The organism is Archangium lipolyticum (genome assembly GCF_024623785.1).
In the GTDB taxonomy this organism is placed as follows: domain Bacteria; phylum Myxococcota; class Myxococcia; order Myxococcales; family Myxococcaceae; genus Archangium; species Archangium lipolyticum.
Window position 1 is genome coordinate 1 of record NZ_JANKBZ010000049.1, and the last position, 17,436, is coordinate 17,436.

Here is a 17,436-nt window from a genome sequence, read left to right on the forward strand (position 1 = left end):
CCCGGCGGCATGACGCCCATGGACGGCACCGCCCTGGTGGAGCAGACGCGGCAGGTGGAGGGGAGCGCCGCCCGGCCCGTCATCGAGCCGGTGGAGCTGGCCTATGACAACGGCCTGCAGCCGGGCTGGGAGGACCATGGCTGGTCCGAGCGCGAGCTGAAGGGAGCCACCCCGGCGAAGCTGCGCATGGCCAACCTGGGCGGCTGGGTGCTGCACAAGAAGGGCCTGCAGACGGAGTACGGCGGGCTGACGCTGCGCTACCAGGCCCCCTCCGGCTTCGGCGACTTCCTCGAGGTGCGGCTGGACTCCGAGGGCGAGATGCTCTTCCCCCGCGTGCGGCTGGGGGACTCCCACGTCACCGCGCGCGACGGCGGGTGGACGCAGGTGTTCATCCCCCTCAAGGAGCTCAACCCGGAGAAGCACCCCTTCACGCAGATCGTCCTGCGCGCGCACAAGAAGGTGGGCAACGAGCAGGTGGAGCTGAACCAGGTGGGCTTCGCCAACCTCGTCACGCCCGCCGTGGCGCAGGGCCCCAAGGACGCGGCCGCCGTGGGCGGTGGCCGCGTGGCCTTCGGCGACGCGAAGGCGTCCAAGGTGGTGGTGGACTGCACCCAGCCCGGCCACCCCATCAGCCCGCTCATCTACGGCATCGCGTTCAACAACATGCGCGAGACGAAGGACAGCCACCAGTGGGAGCTCGGCGCCACGGCGCGCCGCTGGGGCGGCAACCCCACCTCCCGTTACAACTGGAAGCTGGGCAACGTCTGGAATACGGCCAACGACTACTTCTTCCGCAACATCATCGTCGCCACGCCGCAGTACACCTACGACAACTTCCTCCAGTCCAACCTGCAGCGCGGTGTGCGGACGGCGCTCACCGTCCCCATGCTGGGCTGGGTGTCCAAGGACGCCACCTCCATGGGCTTCCCCAGGTCCGTCTTCGGCATGCAGCAGAAGATGGACCCGGACGTGCCCGAGGCCGGCAACGGCATCGCGCCCTCGGGCGAGGCCCTCATCCCGCCCCAGCCCACGCAGACGAGCGTCGAGGCACCGCCCTCGTTCATCCACGAGTGGGTGCGCACCATCCGCGAGAAGGACAAGGCCCGCGGGCGCAGCGTGCACATGTACCTGCTCGACAACGAGCCGATGCTCTGGAACACCACGCATCGGGACGTGCACCCGGAGCCGGCCACCTACGACGAGCTGCTCGAGCGCACCATCGCCTACGGCACCGCCGTGCGGCAGGCGGACCCGGAAGGTGTCATCGCGGGCCCGGCCGAGTGGGGCTGGACGAACTACTTCAACTCGGCGGCGGACGTGGCCCCGGGTGGCAACAAGAAGGACCGCAAGGCGCACGGCAACGTGCCGCTGCTGGCCTGGTACCTCAAGAAGCTCGCCGAGCACGAGAAGCAGACGGGCACCCGCATCCTCGACGTGGTGGACGTGCACTTCTACCCGCAGGGCGAGGGCATCGGCTTCGAGGAGTCGGGCGCCACGGATCCGGACACCTCGGCGCGGCGCATCCGCTCCACCCGCGCGCTGTGGGATCCGACGTACAAGGACGAGTCCTGGATCGACGACAAGGTCGAGCTGATTCCCCGCGTGAAGCGGTGGATCGCCGAGAACTACCCGGGCCGGGGCCTGTCCATCGGCGAGTACAACTTCGGCGCGACGAAGCACATGAGCGGAGGCCTCGCGCAGGCCGAGGCCCTGGGCCGCTTCGCCGAGCAGAACCTCACCTCGGCGTTCCACTTCACCTACCCGCCCTTCCGCAGCCCCACGTTCTGGGCGTTCCGAGCCTTCCGCAACTTCGACGGCAAGGGCGGGCGCTTCCAGGACAACTACGTGCCGTCCCGCTTCGAGAAGGCCTCGGAGGGACAGGGCATGTCGCTGTTCGCCTCGCGCAGCGACGATGGCAAGCGGATGGTGGCCGTCGCGCTCAACCTGGAGCCGGATGTGGCCCGCAACGCCCAGGTGGAATTCAAGGGCTGCGGCAACGTGAAGAGCGCCCGGGTGATGGGTTACGCCGGTGAGCCCTCGGGCTTCTCCGAGCGCAAGTCCTTCTTCCAGTCCGGGGGCAACATGCAGGTGCTGCTGCCGCCCTGGTCCATGACCGTGCTGGACCTCACGGTCGCCCCGGAGTGAGCCCCGGGCGTCAGCCCTCCACGTATTCGCAATTCTCCCAGCGGGGCCAGCCCCGCTCCCGGGAGAGCGCCCGCGCCCAGGACACCACCTCATCCCGGTGGGCGTTGCCCTTCACATGGGAGAACAGCGCCAGGGCCTCGCCGCCGTCCGGTGCCAGCCAGTGCAACGAGAGAGAAGCGCACCCCTCTCCCTGCCTGCCATCGGGGCCGATCGAGCAACGGGAGAAGGTGAGGTCGACACGCTTGAATGCCAGCCCTCCGTACAGGGTCTCCACGAGCCCCAGACGCGCATCCAACGACAGGCCCTGGCCGCCACCGCTGAAGAGGACGGTGGTCTTCGAGGGGCGCTGAGCGAACGAGGCATTGGCCAGCCACAACGCCTCGAGCAACCCGTGCATCTCGGCGGGCTCGAGCCAGTACGCCTTCACGACGTTGAAGCCGGTGACCCGCTCGCCCTCCGGCTCCTCGACGTACAGGCTCGCGGCGAGGCCGAGCGCCTCCGCGCCCCGCACCTCGACGGTCGGCTCCAGCTGGCCCCCCGTGACGGGGTGGGGCGGCAACACGAGCGCCGCCAGCAGCGCCTCCATGTGCAGCGCCACGTCCGCGGGGGCGAGCGTGCGCAGGAAGGCGGCCTCGGCCTCGGGGTCCGCTCCGGTGTGGAGAATGGCGTAGGCGCGCGGGTTGGCACGCGCGAGGTTCCTGTCCATCTGTATGCCCTCTTCACGAGCTTCCGTCAGGTTCGACGGGAGCCGGACGAGGAGTAACAGCGAGGCCGAACAGGCGCCCGATTTCCCGGAAGAGCTTGTCGAAGGAGCCCGCGCGTCGCGCCGCCGTCAGGTCGAAGACGCTCGTCAGGGCGGGCTGATCGACGGTCTCACTATAACCGTCCGCCATGTGCTGATTCAGCCAGCCCTTCGCATCGCGAATCTCCTCGGGCGCGGGAGGCGGGCCGAGCCCTTCTGGAAGCCCCCTACGACCCCGAAGCGACTCCGCGGCAACCAGGAACCAGGCCTCGTACTCACGCGTCGCGACGACCACCGAGATGTCGCGATCCGGACGGTGATGTCCCGCCTCGGTGAGGAGCCTGGGACCCAGCACACAGGGAAGGTCGTCATCGGCATCGAGCAGGATGAGGATTCGCCCATCGTCCCCCACCTTTCGCGCCATGAGCTCGACGGCACGCTGGAGTCCCTCCTGCTTGACGAGCTGCCCCCGGGGGACGCGATGCGGAGGCAGGACAGTGGGGTTCAGTGCGGGTGCCAGCTCTCGCAGGATCCTCCGCAAGAGGATGGGGACCGATGCCACCTCCCCGTGGCCCTCGACGATGAGCCCTACCTTCATCAGGCCTCCAGCTCGAAGAGTTGGAGCTGCTTGGGATCGGGAACCGCATCGAGATCGGGCGTCAGCTGGTTCGCCTTCAGCAACTCGCCGGCCGTGTAGAGCCGATCCTTGAGAGAGGAGCGCGTGGCCTCGTCGAGCCGGGCAATGAAGGTCTTCCCCTTCTCGGCGACGACCGAGACGATCTCCTCGGCGGAGACATCGGAAGCATCGAGGAGCTCGGGGCTATGACTCGTCACGATCACCTGCGCATGCCGTGAGCCATCGCGCAAGGCATCGCGCAGGATTCCCGCCGCGGCGGGGTGCAGCGCTACCTCGGGTTCCTCGATCCCCACGAGGCGCACGCGGTCCTCGACCCGGGCCTGGAGGAGGGCAACGAGGATACCCAGCGCTCGAAGGGTCCCGTCGGACATGTTGATCGCCGGGAAGTGCCAGGGATCCTTGGAGCCCTCGACGTGCTGGCGGAACTCCAGGGTCTCCATGTGCCCGACGCGCTTGGGATCCACCCCCTCCAACCCCGGCACGATACGGCTGAGGTACTCCTCGATGCGCCGCTTCGTACTCCCCCCGTCCAGCTTCTCCAGGCGCTCGAGCACGCTCGACAGGTTGAGACCATCGCGTGCGAGCAGCTCGCCCTTGTCGGGAGATTGAAGGGCTCGAATCTTGTCCGGATTCAGGTTGTAGAACCCCATGTTCGAGAGCACGTCGAACACGGGACGGAACTCCGGCAGACCCGCAGCGTTGACGAGGTACAGTCGATCATCCGAGCCCGGTGGTGCAATGGGGGTGGGCTTGATGACGACCTCTCCCTCACGCACGAGGTATCGTGCCTTCCCTACCTTGCACTCCTCTTTCTGGACCGCATAGTCACCATGGGAGCGCGCGCCCACCTCGAATGAGAAGTGCCCCCACTCCCCGTCGGGGAGCTGGAACTCGATCCGGATACCGAAGTGGGTGGGATGGCCGCTGGATCTCCGACGAACCTCGTGCACCCCGCCGCGATCACGCAGAGCGTGCTCGAGTGATGTCCGCAGCGCGTCGGTGATGAGCCGCAGCGCATCCAGGAAGTTGCTCTTCCCGGAGCCGTTCGGACCCACGAGGAACGTCAGGGGCCCGAGTCCCACGTCACACGCGGCGATGCTGCGGTAGTTGCGCAGCTGTACGCGTGTCAGGAACGGTACGCGCTTCCTCGGCACGTTGAACAAGGAGGTCTGCCCAGGAGCCTCAGGCGCTGGCATCAGAGCTCTCCAATGACGTCTCCAGGGCTGACGACAGCTCGGTATCCACGGGCGGCAGCGTAGACGAATGTGTGCGGCCCGCAAGGCCGCGGACTCCTCCGCCCGCCCTACTTGTCGAGCACCATGGTGCGGATGAAGCCCTTCGGGTGCCTCGCGTACGAGCGCAGGTGCATGGCCACGTCCACCATCCACGGCACCCAGTCACCCGTGTCCAGCACCGCGTCCACCGCGCGCTCCCGGTTGCGCGCGTACCACTCGCGCCAGTACTTCACCTCGTCTCCCGACAACCGCCTCGACAGGCCCTGCGCCCTCAACAGCAGCTCGAAGATGCCCCGGTGGCAGTAGATGTACTGGCCGCCTCCCTTCCACTGCAACGCCTCGCGCGCCAGGTCTCCCAGCAGCGCCTCGTGCCCGCACGCCGCCTCGTACACGAACAGCGGCAGCGGACTCCCCCGGGCGATGTCGAAGCCCATCTGGCTGTAGAAGCGCGGGTTGAAGTCGATGAGCAGCTGCTTGCCTCCCGCCCGGATGAACTCGACCTCGAACGTGCCGTGATAGCCCAGCTTCTTGCACAGGGCCCTCACCTTCTCCGCCACCTCCACGTCCACCGGCACTTCCTCGAAGCACAGGCCGATGCCCAGCTTGCGCGGCCTCTGCAGCACCTTCACCGCCCCGCGCGCCACGAACAGCTCGCCCGTCCGGTCCACGAAGCCGCTCAGGCTGAAGATGTTCTGCGCCGCCTCCGTGTAGAACGCCTGCACCATCGGCCGGTTCGCCCGCGCGTCGTACTCCATCAGCTTGCGCCCGTACCGGTTGCGCTCCAGGAACTCGCGGTAGCGCGGCAACAGCTCGCTCGCGCGCTCCACCTGCGCGCCCTTCACGTGGCTCTCGAACAGGATCTGCGTCTGCGGCTTGAGCAGCACCGGGAAGCGCGCCTCGGCCGCCACCTTCCCCAGGTCCGCCTCCCCCTCGGGGAACCACGTGTCCGGCACGTCCAGCCCCACGTCCTTGCACAGGTCGTGGAGCCTCTGCTTGTTCAGCAGCCCGTAGATGACGTCCACCCCCGGCTGGTACATCCGGAAGTGCTTCCCCAGCTCCTCGCGGTGCAGGGCGAACAGCCACGCCATGTCATCGCTCGTCGGGTACAGCACGTGCCCGGGCTCCGCCTCGCCGAAGCGCAACAGCCACTCCAGGAAGGCGTCCGAGTCCCCCACGTCCGGGCACTCCACCCGCCGCGTCACGTAGCGGCTCCAGCGCGCGGGCGCCAGGAGCTTGGACTCGGCCACGGTGACCGGAATGCCCCGGCGGCCCAGGCACCGCACCGCGGCCAGGGTGCCGTAATAGTCGGCCATCGTCAGCAGGATGGGGGGACGGACCAGCTTCGTCATGGTGTCGGATTCCTCGTCAGCTCGGGCCCACCGGGGTGCTCGCCACCGGCTGCGCCGCGGGCTCCGCCGGCTTCTTGTCGCGCCAGTCGAAGCGGTTCTTCAGCTTCAGGAAGGGCTTCTCGAAGTAACGGTAGCTCAGCGTCGCCAGGCCGATGCTCAGCGCCAGCGTCAGCACGTAATAGAGAATCAGGTTGTGCGGCACCACCCGGCGCACGATGTTCAGCGAAATCATGTGCATCAGGTAGATGCCGTAGGTGATGGAGCCCACGTAGCGCAGCCACTTGTGGTCGATGAGCGGCGCCATCACGTGGTGGGGACGGATGCACATGGCGATGACCATCGCCGTGAGCAGGAACGAGGACAGCCACAGCGGCGTGTCGTGGTTGTAGATGGCGAAGAACACCAGGACGACAATCACCGGCACGCTCCACACCTGCCCCAGCACCTTCCACGTCCACTCGAACGGCTGGGGGTAGTGCACCAGGTACGCCGACAGGCAGCCCATGCACACGGAGATGGAGATGCTCGCCAGGACGCGCACCCACAGGTGCGTCGTGTCCAGGTAGCCCGTCTTCGTCGCCCAGCCCATGAAGATGCCCACCGCCAGCATCCCCGACATGAACACCACCGGCCCCCAGGTGCTCTTGAAGTAGCGCACCACGAACGGCCACAGCAGGTAGAACTGCTCCTCGGTGGCCATGGACCACGCGAAGTAGAAGATGATGCGGCCCTCTTCCAGCTTGATGAACCAGTTCGACGTGTACGTGAGGTAGTACTTCACGTTGTCGAAGAAGGCCCCGCGCACCACCATGTCCTGCTCGAAGAAATACACGAGCACGATGTAGAGCGCCGTCACCGCGTAGTAGAGCGGGAAGATGCGCAGCGAGCGCCTCGCGTAGAAGCCCTTGAGCGAGATGGTGCCCGTGCTCTCGCGCTCGCGCAGCAGCAGCGTGGTGATGAGGAAGCCGCTGATGGCGAAGAACAGCGAGACGCTCAGGTAGAAGCGCCCCACGAGCCCCTCACGCGCCTCCAGCACGTGGTAGAGCACCACCGCGAAGATGGCGAGGGCTCGGAGCCCATCCAACGCTCCGAAGGTCTTGGTCTTGAGAAACGCTTGATGGGCGGCTTTGGCTGATTCCATATCCGCCCATTAGGAACGCAGAATTCCCGACGCGTCACAAGAGGTGCACGCGCGGCCCTCCAGCGGATTCACCGGGGTTCCGCTCGCCCGCCCGGCTGCCCCACGCTCCCCGACCGCCGCACTTCCGCCACGTGGGAAAAATAGATGGGGATGCCAAGGACATAGCGGCTGAACAGCCGCCGGGGCTCCACCGCCAGGCGGAACAGCCACTCCATCCCCGTCTTGCGCATCACCAGCGGCGCCCTCGGCACCTTGCCCCCGATGTAGTCCAGGATGGCGCCCCCGTTGACGATGAGCACCGGGTGCGAGAGGGCCTCGCGCAGCTTCACCGACACCTCCTCCTGCTTGGGCATCCCCATCGCCATGATGATGAGGTCCGGCTTCGTCTCCACCGCCAGCCGCACGTACGTCTCCGGCGGGTCGAACCCCTCCTGGCTCGCGACGATCGTCAGCCCCCACTCCTCCAGCGTGCGCCGCGCGTTGTCCAACCACGGCGAGCGCGTGCCGAAGAGCGCCACCTTCCGGCCCTTGTACGCACGGGCAATCTTGGGGATGAAGTCCGTCCCGTTCATGTTCAGCCCGAACGGCTTCTGGAAGGCCCTCAGCCCCAGCTTCACCCCGATGCCATCGCGCAGCAGCATGTCCGAGCGCATCAGCCCGTCCAGCATCCCCGGTTGATTCCAACCCAGGTTCACCGCGTGCGCGTTGACGAAGGAGAGGATGAAGGGACGCCCCGGGCGCGTGAGCTCGTCGAGCAGCGCCCGCTCCGCCGCCTCGTCGTCGATGATGCGGATGCGCTCCATCAACGTGATGAAGTTGCGCGCCCGCTCGGCCTTGATGCCCTCCTGGCTCTCCATGCTTCCTCCTGAGGTGCCCGGAGGATAGTTGACCCGGCCGGGCTCCGGAACGGTTTGACGGCCCGTGGGACCCCGCCTCGGGCCGGGTGTCCGGGGACCTCGACCCCGGCCGAGTGTCCTCCACCAACAGGCGCCCTCTCCCGCTCCGCCAGCTGGTGAACGCCTCGGGAAGACTTCCGGCCAGTGGGTGACGGATCGCTCGGGGCTCGTGTCTAGCTTCTGGACCCAACGACGCAGCACACATCGTGCGGAGGAAGGCGCCTTATGCAGGAGCTCCACTTCCTTCCGGCCCACCGGCTCGCGGCCCTCGTGCGGGCTCGCGAGGTGTCGGCCCGGGAGCTACTGGAAGTGCACCTCGAGCAGGTGGCCCGGCACAACGCGCGCCTCAACGCCCTCGTGACGCTCGACGAGGAAAACGCCCGCCAGCGCGCCCGCGAGGCCGATGAGGCGCTCGCCCGCGGCGAGTCCTGGGGCCCCCTGCACGGCGTCCCCATGACCATCAAGGACTCGTTCATGACCGCCGGGGTGCGCACCACCAGCAGCTACAAGCGCCTGCGCCACCACGTCCCCAAGCATGACGCCACCGTGGTCGCCCGGCTCAAGGCCGCCGGCGCCATCCTCCTGGGCAAGACGAACCTGCCCACCTTCACGTTGGACCTGCAGACGAACGGCCACCTCTTCGGCCGCGCCAGCAACCCCTGGGACGAGACGCGCACCCCCGGAGGCAGCACCGGTGGCGGCGCCGCGGCCGTCGCCTCCGGCATGTCCCCCTTCGAGGTGGGCAGCGACCTGGCCGGCTCCATCCGCGTCCCCTCTCACTACTGCGGCATCTTCGGCTTCAAGCCCACCGAGCACCGCGTCCCCACCTCCGGCCACATCCCCCCCATGCCCGGCCGCCCCCGCGGCGTGCGCTACGAGGGCGCCGCCGGGCCCCTCGCCCGCAGCCTGGAGGACCTCAAGCTGGGACTGAAGCTGCTCGCCGGCCCCGATGACCAGGACTGGGATGTCCCCCCCGTCCCCCTGCGCAACGTGCGCCCCCGCGAGCTGCGCTCCTACCGCATCGCCTGGACCGATGACTTCGGCGGCCTCCCCGTCACCCGCGAGACGCGCACCGCCCTGGAGAAGCTCGCCCTCACCCTCGAGCGGCTCGGCTGCCGCATCGAGCGCGCCGGGCCCAGGAACCTCGACTACGACGAGCTGTGGGAGGTGTGGGGCCGCGTGCTCGGCGCCGAGCTCGGCGCCGAGATGCAGTCCGTCACCCGCTTCGTCTTCAGCCTCCGCTTCAAGGCCATGCGCGGCGATGCACCCCTCAACCGCGGCATCGTGCGCGGCGTGCAGAGCCAGATGCCCGAGTACATCGAAGCCCTCGCCCTCCATGACCGCATCACCGGCCAGGTCGAGTCCTTCCTCTCCCAATGGGACGCCTGGCTCTGCCCCGTCACCGTGGGCCAGGCCTTCACCCACCGCCGCAGTGGCGAGTGGATCGACGTGGACGGACAGCAGGTGCCCTACATCACCGGCACCTGCGCCTTCACCTGCGTGTTCAACCTCACCGGCCACCCCGTCGCCGTTCTTCCCCTCACCCGCCTGGTCGACTCGCCCCTCCCCCTCGGCATCCAGGTCATCGGCCGCAGATGGCAGGACGAGGAGCTCCTCGCCTTCTGCGAGGCCCTCACCGAGATTACTGGCGAGTTCCGCAAGCCCCCGGGGTTCTGAGCGGGGACGACCCTCACCCCAGCCCTCTCCCAGAGGGAGAGGGGGCATACACGGTCAATCCACCTCGAGCCCCGGTTCTCCTTCCCCGAGCGCCTCGAGCACCTGCTCCGCCGCCTTCTCGATCGCGTGCCCCGGCGCCAGCTCCTTCGCCACGAACAGCACCGAGTGCACCCGCTCCGCCAGCTCGCGCGTCCCCACCGTCTCCCCCTTCACCGCCTCCTCACAGAGGTTCAACGCCAGATCCACCAGCAGCAGCCTCCTCCGATCCACCCAGCCCTGTGACAGCCTCGGGCTCGACTTCTCCGGATACGCCTCCTGCACCCGCTCGTGCGTCTCCTTCAGCGCTCGCAGGATCGACTCCCGATGCTCCTGTTTCAGCTGACCCTCTCGGGCTACTCGACGGTCCTCCGGATCCGGGGTCTTGTCCTCCGGGTTCTTGCTCATGTCCTCTCCGCTCTCACGGGTGGGAACCCGGGATTCTCGATACCCTCACCCCGTCCCTCTCCCGAAGGGAGAGGGGTTGTTGTTGGTGGTGGTGACGGTGGTGGTGCTTGATTCGACTCTCACGGCGCCGAGGGCTTCGGCGTCGTCGCCGCCTTGGGCACCTCCGGCGGGGCCTCGGGACGCGGCAGCACCCCTGGCACCTCCGCCAGCACGTAGCTCACCCACGTCAGCGCCGCCGTGCTCTGCGCCAGATCCTTCGGATCCACCTTGTCCAGCGTGTCCGCGTGCGAGTGGTGCACGTCGAAGTACCGGCTGCTGTCCACCCTCACCCCCACGAAGGGCACCCGCGCCGGTATCAGCGGCGAGATGTCCGCTCCCCCCGCCTCGCCCGGCAGGATGACGCCCGCCCCCAGCGCCTCCAGCGGCCTCAGCCAGGGACGCATCAGCTCCTCGCCCCCAGGGCCCGCACGGAACGTCACGCCCAACGGCTTGCCTCCCCCAGAGTCCATCTCGAGCGCCGCCACGTGCGTGCCCAGCTCCGCCGCGTGCGCCTCCGCGTAGGCCCTTCCTCCCTTCAGCCCGTTCTCCTCGTTCGCGAAGAGCACCACCCTCACCGTGCGCCTCGGCGCCGGCTTCACCTTCGCGATGAGCCGCGCCGCCTCCATCACCATCGTCACGCCCGCGCCGTCATCGTGCGCCCCCGTCCCCACGTCCCAGGAGTCCAGGTGCGCTCCCAGCAGCACCACCTCCCGCGGCTTCTCGCGGCCCTTCACCTCCGCCACCACGTTGAAGGAGTCCGCGTCCGGCAGCGTCTGGCACCCCAGCTTCAACTCCACCTTCACCGGCCCGCCCCCCACCAGCCGGTGCAGCAGCTCCGCGTCCTCCACCGACACCGCCGCCGACGGAATCCGCGGCACGCCCTCCTCGTAGCGCATCGCTCCCGTGTGCGGCGAGCGCAGCGACGCCGTCGCCAGCGAGCGCACCAGCGTGGCTACCGCCCCCGCCTTCGCCGCCACCGACGCGCCCCTCGTGCGCAGCCCCGCGTACTTGCCGTAGTCCGCCGCCTCGGCCATCGCGTGGTTGAAGAAGACGATCTTCCCCTTCACCTTGTCGCCCAGCGCCGCCACCTCCTCCAGCGAGCGCACCTCGATGACCTCGGCGGTGATTCCCTCGGCCGGCGTCCCCACGCTGCCTCCCAGCGCCAGGATGGCCAGCGGGTGCCCACGGAAACGCTCCGAGGCGAGCACCCGCGCGCTCTCCTCGCCTCGCACCCAGCGCGGCACCTTCACCGGCTCCAGCCATACCTTCACACCGTCGGCCTCGAAGCTCCGCTTCGCCCACTGCACCGCGGCCTGCTCTCCCTCGGAGCCGGACAGACGCGGGCCGATGCCGTCGGTGAGCTCCGCGAGCCGCGCGTAGGCATGGCCCTCGGACAGCGCCGCGCCAATGAGCTGCGCCGCCACCTGCGGTGAGGGGCCCGCGTCCTTCGTCGCGGCCGCCGGAGCCTTCGGCGGGGCGGTGAGCAGGGAGAGGAGTGCGGCGGACAGGGGAAGGGCCGAGGGCACGTCGTGACTCCGGGAAGAGAGGGGGGGTCTCCACTCTCGTCCCGGGCGCGCTTCCTCGCAAGCTCAACCGCGTGGAGGGAGACCCCGGATGGACCGGCTCCCTCCCCGCTTCACTGCCAGGCGGGCTACTTCTTCTCGGGGGTGCGGTACGTGAGCACCGGGCAGGGCGCCATCCGCACCACCTTCTCCGCCACGCTCCCCATCATCACGTGCGACAGGCCCGTGCGCCCGTGCGTTCCCATGATGACGAGGTCGTACCCGCCCTCGCCGGCCACCTTCGCGATGACCTGCGCCGGCTCACCCGACTCCAGCAACTGCTTCGAGTGCGGCACGCCCTGGAGGAAGACCGAGAGCTGCTGGTCCGCGTGGTTGCGCAGGACCGTGGACAGCGTGAGCTCCGGCTCGCTGCGCGTCAGCACCACCATCGCATCCCCCGCGTACTCCGAGGGACGCCATACGTGCAGCACGTCCAGCTTCGCGTCGAAGCGGTTGGCGATGAAGTACGCGTACTCCAGGGCCTTCTTCGAGGTCTCGGAGAAGTCGACCGGCACGAGGATTCGCTGGATCTTGCTCATGGTTCCACTCCTGGGTCAGATACCCATGACTGGTGCAATGGCCGTTCCCACCCGCTCCCCTCGGAAAGGTCCGCGCCCCGGGCGCAAAGGCTGCGTATCCGCTCACATGACGCAATTCCTGCACCCACGCATGCGCTGAACGCACGTGGCACGGACCATGAGATCCGGTGCTCCTCAGAACTCCGCGAACAGGTCGACGACCGACTGCGCCAGCAACTCCTGTTGCTCGGGGTCGAAAGAGTTGGCGTAGGCCACGACGTCCCGTACTCCAGGCGATGAGCGCGAGAAGAAAAGCGCCAGGAGCTTCTTCTGGATGTCCCATCCTTCCTGCCCAGCCTGTTGCAGCGCATCGAGGACGGCACCAGCTCCCACCAGCTTGACGTAGGCGAAGATGTCGAAGCTGTCCTTGTTCTCATCCGGGCGCAGCTCCAGCTTCGCCCGCGTCTTCATGGCCAGGAATCCCACGGCATCGGGGATCGCGACCCTCAACGGTCTATCCCCAATGGTCAGCTCGATGGGCTGCTGCCGCCGCAGGACCAGACGCGCATCCGGCAGAGGGGTCATGAACGTGGGAAGCTCCTCCGGATCCACCTCCGCGGGTGCGAACAGATCGAGGTTGACGGAAGTTTCCCCCAGCGGCTTGGACCAACGGAAATTGCGCACGCGCGAGTAGCCCCGCTCCCTGAGAACCTCGAGCAGACGCCCAGCCATGAACACGGTGCCGTCCAGATCGAAGAGCAGGTCGGGCTCGAGCGTGAACCCACGCGGCACCACCTCACCGGTGTCCGTCTCGACTTCGATCATGCCCGACCGGCCTCGCTTCCGCGATTCCAGGGCGAGCACCTGCCCTCCAATGAGCATCACACGGGAAGACAGGTCCGCCAGATCCAACAGCAGCTCCCCCAATTCCCGCAGAACCGCCTCGAACTGCTCGAGCTCGTCCATCTACGCCACCGGCTCCTCGGAGAGGGGCAGTGCCTTGACGTAGCGCTCCAACAGCGCTTCCGCCTGCTCCTTGCCTCGCCCTCCACTGAGGTGGAAGTCCACGATGAGTTGGGGAAGTGCCACGCCGGGTCCATGCGGAAACCGCCGAGGGGCGAAATAGACTCCCCCAGCCTCTGTTTCCGCGGCCACTTCCGGGCGCATCACCAGGAAGTTGTGCGGCGTGATGCGGCGTAGACCGAAGGCCTGAACAACGGGCTCGATCGAACCGCTGAGATAGAGCCCGTGCGGCAATCCCGACGCGAAGCGCTCCACCGGCTGCAGTCCGCTGGCCAGGGTGAAGATCGCCCGGATCCCCTGGGTCTCCAGTTCGGAGAAGCCTCGCTGGAGTGCTTCAGCCGTCGTGGCGGGCGCGTTGAATGCATCCACCACCACCGCCGTCCGCTGGTTGCTGTACAGCCAGGCCCGGAGCAACCCCGCCGGATCCCTCACTCGCAGCCCCGCCCTCTTGGGGGCTCGCTCCAAGTAGCCGTCCTGCTCCAAGCGGGTGGCGACACCGTGCGCGTAGGCGTAGCCCGTCTGCGTCAGTTCCCCCAGTCTCCGAACGGTCCAGGTCTCCCCCGGAGCATCCAAGAGGACCCGGACCAGGCGGCAGCCCTTGCCGTGAAACACGGGCGCTCGGGGCGTCCGCTTGAACTGGCCCTGCCCCTGAACGCGCACGAATGCCCTCTCCGAGCGAAGCAGGAGCGTGCCACGCAAATCCACCAGCGCCACGCCCTCCCGCTCGCACGCATCGATGATCCCCGTACTCGCCACATCCGTGGCGATCATCGGGACGCGCGGCATCGGAAGAGCGCGTCCCACTGACGACTCCCGGAGCCGCAACTCCGCATCAAGCTGCAACAGGCGATCCCGCAGGCGCGGAATGTCCACTGGAAACAGAGGCGCCCGGTAGGCCATCAACACCGGCACCTGCCCTTGTGGAAGTTGGACCTGCACGAGGTCATAGACGGCCGAGCCGCCGGGCCCTCGCTGAGGTACGACGATGGAATCCTGGCGACGGAGCTCCACCCCTCGCGGTAGCGGAAGGGGCTCCTTCCAGAGCAGCTCGTGGAGCGCCATAGGTAACACCCTGATTACTTCAATTCTGTCGATATTGCCATTTCAGGCCAGAAAAACCCCCCGTTTCATGGGGATAAGGGCCTTTATCGACAAAATTGAGTGAATCCGGAGAAGCAGCGCCCGTTCGCCTGCCTGCCCAGGGAATCCCAGGTTATCTAGAGCACCCATGAGCCCGAGGACTGTAAAGAAAGGGGGCCTCCGGTTCCGCCTTCCCCAGGTCTCCCCATGCTCTTCCGACGCACCATCCTTCAGCGAATCCAGCGGCTCGACCCGGAGAAGGATGATCAGCGCATCCTCTTCCTGAGCTGGTACCACGACTTCCCCTGGGACTGCCGCAAGGCCCTGGAGTTCGCCCTCTTCCGTACCTACGCCGTGCCGAGCATCAGCGGCCTGCTCGACTCCACCGGCGAGTTCCTCCAGCGCACCCAGCAGCGCTACGACGACACCGAGCTGCTCATCGCCGAGTTCGTCGAGAACGGCTACCACAGCGAGCGCGGCCGGCGCGCCATCCGCCGGATGAACCAGCTCCACCACCGCTTCCACATCCCCAACGAGGACTACCTCTATGTCCTCTCCACCTTCGTCTTCGAGCCACGCCGGTGGATCAACCGCTTCGGCTGGCGCCCCTACAGCGAGCACGAGCGGCTGGCCACCTGGTTCTTCTGGCGCAACATCGGCCGGATGATGAACATCCGCGACATCCCCTCCTCCTACGAGGACTTCGAGCGCTTCAACGTGGAATACGAGCGCGCCCACTTCCGCTACTCGGAAACCAACCGCCGCATCGGAGAGGCCACGCGCGAGCTGTTCCTCAGCTGGTACCTGCCCCGGCCCCTGCGAAAGCTCGGCCGTCCCGCAGTCCACTCCATGATGGATGAACCGCTCCGCGAGGCCTTCGGCTTCCCCCGGCCTCCCGCCGCGCTCCAACGCTCCGTCCAGGGCCTGCTGCGCGCCCGGAGCCTCGCGCTCCGCGCCTTCCCCGAACGCCTCCATCCAAAACTTGTTACCCGGTTGCAACACAAGAGCTACCCGGCGGGGTATGAAATCGAACAGCTCGGTCCCCCGGGGACCCAGCGCGAGCGCGTGAACGGTGGCCCCTCCCACGAAGGATGACGCTCCCCTCCTCCCGCGTGATACTCCGTGTCCAGGAGGAAACACGGATGAGCCTCTCCCGTTTCGTCTGGTTGCTCCCGGTGTTGCCCGTCCTCGTCATGGCTGGATGTGAGCCTTTCGAGCCCTGGTTCGACTACGCCCCGGACGACCCGAACCTGCAGTTCATCGGGCGCATGGACTTCTCCACCCCCGATGGCCCCACGTATGCCCATCCCGGTGTCACCATCCGCTTCCGGTGCAACTGCACCGGCGTGGACGTGGCCTTCGCCGACAAGGGCACCGGCGGCGAGGAGCACACCAACTGGGTCAACATCATCGTCGACGGCGAGACGAAGGCGAAGGTCGAGCTGAAGCAGGGCGGTGCGCAGTTCTACAAGGGCGCCCGCAACCTCGAGTCCGGCGAGCACGTCATCGAGATCGTCAAGCGCACCGAGTCCTATGCCGGTGACATGCAGTTCACGGGCCTCAGCCTCCAGGGCATCATCCTCGAGCCGCCGCCCCAGAAGTCCAAACGGCTGGAGATCATCGGCGACTCCATCAGCTGCGGCTACGGCAACGAGGTGCGCATCTTCGCCCCCAACTACACCGAGCCCAACACCGGCTACCACTCCAAGAACGAGGACATCTCCAAGGCCTATGGCTCACTGCTCGGCCGCAGGTTCGACGCCGATGTCGTCACCACCTGCATCTCCGGCACCGGCATCTACCGCAACCTCAATGGCGACACGGACAGGTCCAAGACGTTCCCCGGCCTCTACCCGCGCATCTACCCCAGCCAGGAGGCTCCCCTCTGGGACACCTGGAGGTTCATCCCCGACGCCATCATCATCAACCTGGGCAACAACGACTTCAATGTGATCGACGAGAACACCCGGCAGCCTCACGCCCCTCCCAAGGAGGAGTTCAAGGCCGCCTACAGGGACTTCATCCTCCAGCTTCGCGAGTACTACCCCCACGCGAAGATCGTCGCCTCCGTCGGCCCGATGATGAACGACAACTACCCGCCCGGCCTCAAGCACTGGACCAAGATGCAGGAATACGTCAAGGAGATGGTGACGTCCCTGGGCGACCCCAACGTCCACTACTTCGCCTACTCCCCCGTCCTGAGCGACCCCTACGGCGAGGACTGGCACCCCACCGCCGAGTCCCACTCCAGGATGGCCGATGAGATCGCTCCCTTCCTCTTGGACATCGGCTTCTGACACTCCCCGTGCCTTCGCGAGGCGTCCGGGGCTCCGTGTATGCTCGCTCCGCCCTTGTCTCCTGGAGCCCCCACCATGGACCGCTTCATCGTCGTGTTCGACGCCTCCCCCATCAACGAGCCGACTCCCTGGATGAAGCAGGCCGCATCCCAGGCCAACCTCTTCCTCGTCCTCCAGGATGACATCGCTCGCGCCATCTCCGAGGACCCCGCGGCCCGCAAGGTCCTCCTCGAGATCGACACCGTCGGCGCCGACCCCCGCATGGCCCCCTTCTACCAGGCCGCCCTCGACAAGCTCACCCAGGGGCAGTCTCGCATCGCCGTCCACAGCGTCACCTGGCTCACCTATGGGCTGAAGCCAGACGCCGTCGTCCTCTCCTTCGACCAGATGCAGAACGAGCGCGCTCGCGCCCACAAGCTGGGCATGAACGACCAGACCTATGACTATTACGTCGAGGAGGCCAAGAAGACCGTCCGCGGTTTTCTCAAGGGCGTGCCTCCGGAGCGGATGACCGAGGTCAGTGGTTCTGATTCACAGAAGGTCGCCGCCGCTGTCGCGTTCATTCGCTCCAAGCAACGCTGAGGGCTGGGACCGAGGGGTTCAACCCCCGGTCCTCTATACCCTCACCCCGTCCCTCTCCCAGAGGGAGAG

16 protein-coding genes are annotated in these 17,436 nt (G+C 67.4%); 5 read left to right on the plus strand and 11 right to left on the minus strand.

What is annotated here, in order from left to right:
- Positions 1-2,145, plus strand: a 2,145-nt coding sequence (locus NR810_RS48970) for a glycoside hydrolase family 44 protein (protein ID WP_257462858.1), incomplete at its 5' end; no start/stop codon positions are given.
- Positions 2,146-2,155: 10 nt separating this feature from the next.
- Here the strand turns inward: NR810_RS48970 and NR810_RS48975 are convergent.
- The 6 genes from NR810_RS48975 to NR810_RS49000 form a co-directional block, all read right to left on the minus strand.
- A complete protein-coding gene (locus NR810_RS48975) occupies positions 2,156-2,851 on the minus strand; it encodes a hypothetical protein (protein WP_257462859.1) in 696 nt (231 codons plus the stop codon).
- Positions 2,852-2,864: 13 nt separating this feature from the next.
- The gene (locus tag NR810_RS48980; RefSeq protein WP_257462860.1) at positions 2,865-3,485 is read right to left on the minus strand and encodes a DUF4276 family protein; all 621 of its coding nucleotides are present in this window, start codon (positions 3,483-3,485) and stop codon (positions 2,865-2,867) included.
- A complete protein-coding gene (locus NR810_RS48985; RefSeq protein ID WP_257462864.1) occupies positions 3,485-4,720 on the minus strand; it encodes an AAA family ATPase in 1,236 nt (411 codons plus the stop codon). Before NR810_RS48985 ends, NR810_RS48980 begins: the two co-directional genes overlap by 1 nt.
- A 107-nt stretch (positions 4,721-4,827) precedes the next feature.
- A complete protein-coding gene (locus NR810_RS48990; protein WP_257462869.1) occupies positions 4,828-6,108 on the minus strand; it encodes a carboxylate--amine ligase in 1,281 nt (426 codons plus the stop codon).
- A 16-nt stretch (positions 6,109-6,124) separates the two neighbouring features.
- A complete protein-coding gene (locus NR810_RS48995) occupies positions 6,125-7,249 on the minus strand; it encodes an acyltransferase family protein (RefSeq protein ID WP_257462870.1) in 1,125 nt (374 codons plus the stop codon).
- Positions 7,250-7,317: 68 nt separating this feature from the next.
- Positions 7,318-8,106, minus strand: coding sequence for a WecB/TagA/CpsF family glycosyltransferase (locus tag NR810_RS49000; RefSeq protein WP_257462871.1), 789 nt, complete (start codon positions 8,104-8,106; stop codon positions 7,318-7,320).
- Positions 8,107-8,370: 264 nt separating this feature from the next.
- Between NR810_RS49000 and NR810_RS49005 the strand changes: the two genes are divergently transcribed.
- The gene (locus NR810_RS49005; RefSeq protein WP_257462872.1) at positions 8,371-9,822 is read left to right on the plus strand and encodes an amidase; all 1,452 of its coding nucleotides are present in this window, start codon (positions 8,371-8,373) and stop codon (positions 9,820-9,822) included.
- A 54-nt stretch (positions 9,823-9,876) separates the two neighbouring features.
- Here NR810_RS49005 and NR810_RS49010 read toward each other — a convergent pair whose 3' ends face one another.
- From NR810_RS49010 to NR810_RS49030, 5 genes are all read right to left on the minus strand, one after another.
- Positions 9,877-10,266 (minus strand): hypothetical protein, encoded by a 390-nt coding sequence (locus NR810_RS49010; protein WP_257462873.1) that lies wholly within the window; start codon positions 10,264-10,266, stop codon positions 9,877-9,879.
- Between the two features lie 119 nt (positions 10,267-10,385).
- A complete protein-coding gene (locus NR810_RS49015; protein WP_257462877.1) occupies positions 10,386-11,831 on the minus strand; it encodes a M20/M25/M40 family metallo-hydrolase in 1,446 nt (481 codons plus the stop codon).
- A 125-nt stretch (positions 11,832-11,956) separates the two neighbouring features.
- Positions 11,957-12,406 carry a universal stress protein gene (locus tag NR810_RS49020; RefSeq protein WP_257462879.1) on the minus strand — a complete coding sequence of 150 codons (450 nt, stop codon included), beginning with the start codon at positions 12,404-12,406 and terminating at the stop codon, positions 11,957-11,959.
- A 174-nt stretch (positions 12,407-12,580) separates the two neighbouring features.
- Positions 12,581-13,351 (minus strand): hypothetical protein, encoded by a 771-nt coding sequence (locus NR810_RS49025; RefSeq protein ID WP_257462881.1) that lies wholly within the window; start codon positions 13,349-13,351, stop codon positions 12,581-12,583.
- Entirely contained in the window at positions 13,352-14,470 is a 1,119-nt protein-coding gene (locus NR810_RS49030) for a hypothetical protein (RefSeq protein ID WP_257462882.1), read from the minus strand. It abuts the gene before it with no gap.
- Positions 14,471-14,695: 225 nt separating this feature from the next.
- Here NR810_RS49030 and NR810_RS49035 point away from each other — a divergent pair, with 225 nt between their 5' ends.
- The 3 genes from NR810_RS49035 to NR810_RS49045 all read left to right on the plus strand — a co-directional run bounded on the left by NR810_RS49035 (position 14,696) and on the right by NR810_RS49045 (position 17,367).
- Positions 14,696-15,583: an oxygenase MpaB family protein gene (locus NR810_RS49035; RefSeq protein ID WP_257462884.1), complete on the plus strand. Its 888-nt coding sequence runs from the start codon at positions 14,696-14,698 to the stop codon at positions 15,581-15,583.
- 47 nt (positions 15,584-15,630) lie between these two features.
- A complete protein-coding gene (locus NR810_RS49040; protein ID WP_257462888.1) occupies positions 15,631-16,785 on the plus strand; it encodes an SGNH/GDSL hydrolase family protein in 1,155 nt (384 codons plus the stop codon).
- 75 nt (positions 16,786-16,860) lie between these two features.
- Positions 16,861-17,367: a hypothetical protein gene (locus tag NR810_RS49045; protein WP_257462890.1), complete on the plus strand. Its 507-nt coding sequence runs from the start codon at positions 16,861-16,863 to the stop codon at positions 17,365-17,367.
- Positions 17,368-17,436: the final 69 nt, after the last annotated feature.

What these genes read in the sequence shown, in the direction of transcription:
- NR810_RS49030 (WP_257462882.1), bottom strand. Translation starts at nt 14,470, where the DNA reads ATGGCGCTCCACGAGCTGCTCTGGAAGGAGCCCCTTCCGCTACCGCGA.
- NR810_RS49035 (WP_257462884.1), top strand. Translation starts at nt 14,696, where the DNA reads ATGCTCTTCCGACGCACCATCCTTCAGCGAATCCAGCGGCTCGACCCG.
- NR810_RS48990 (WP_257462869.1), bottom strand. Translation starts at nt 6,108, where the DNA reads ATGACGAAGCTGGTCCGTCCCCCCATCCTGCTGACGATGGCCGACTAT.
- NR810_RS49010 (WP_257462873.1), bottom strand. Translation starts at nt 10,266, where the DNA reads ATGAGCAAGAACCCGGAGGACAAGACCCCGGATCCGGAGGACCGTCGA.
- NR810_RS48980 (WP_257462860.1), bottom strand. Translation starts at nt 3,485, where the DNA reads ATGAAGGTAGGGCTCATCGTCGAGGGCCACGGGGAGGTGGCATCGGTC.
- NR810_RS48975 (WP_257462859.1), bottom strand. Translation starts at nt 2,851, where the DNA reads ATGGACAGGAACCTCGCGCGTGCCAACCCGCGCGCCTACGCCATTCTC.
- NR810_RS48995 (WP_257462870.1), bottom strand. Translation starts at nt 7,249, where the DNA reads ATGGAATCAGCCAAAGCCGCCCATCAAGCGTTTCTCAAGACCAAGACC.
- NR810_RS49040 (WP_257462888.1), top strand. Translation starts at nt 15,631, where the DNA reads ATGAGCCTCTCCCGTTTCGTCTGGTTGCTCCCGGTGTTGCCCGTCCTC.
- NR810_RS49005 (WP_257462872.1), top strand. Translation starts at nt 8,371, where the DNA reads ATGCAGGAGCTCCACTTCCTTCCGGCCCACCGGCTCGCGGCCCTCGTG.
- NR810_RS49000 (WP_257462871.1), bottom strand. Translation starts at nt 8,106, where the DNA reads ATGGAGAGCCAGGAGGGCATCAAGGCCGAGCGGGCGCGCAACTTCATC.
- NR810_RS49045 (WP_257462890.1), top strand. Translation starts at nt 16,861, where the DNA reads ATGGACCGCTTCATCGTCGTGTTCGACGCCTCCCCCATCAACGAGCCG.
- NR810_RS48985 (WP_257462864.1), bottom strand. Translation starts at nt 4,720, where the DNA reads ATGCCAGCGCCTGAGGCTCCTGGGCAGACCTCCTTGTTCAACGTGCCG.
- NR810_RS49025 (WP_257462881.1), bottom strand. Translation starts at nt 13,351, where the DNA reads ATGGACGAGCTCGAGCAGTTCGAGGCGGTTCTGCGGGAATTGGGGGAG.
- NR810_RS49020 (WP_257462879.1), bottom strand. Translation starts at nt 12,406, where the DNA reads ATGAGCAAGATCCAGCGAATCCTCGTGCCGGTCGACTTCTCCGAGACC.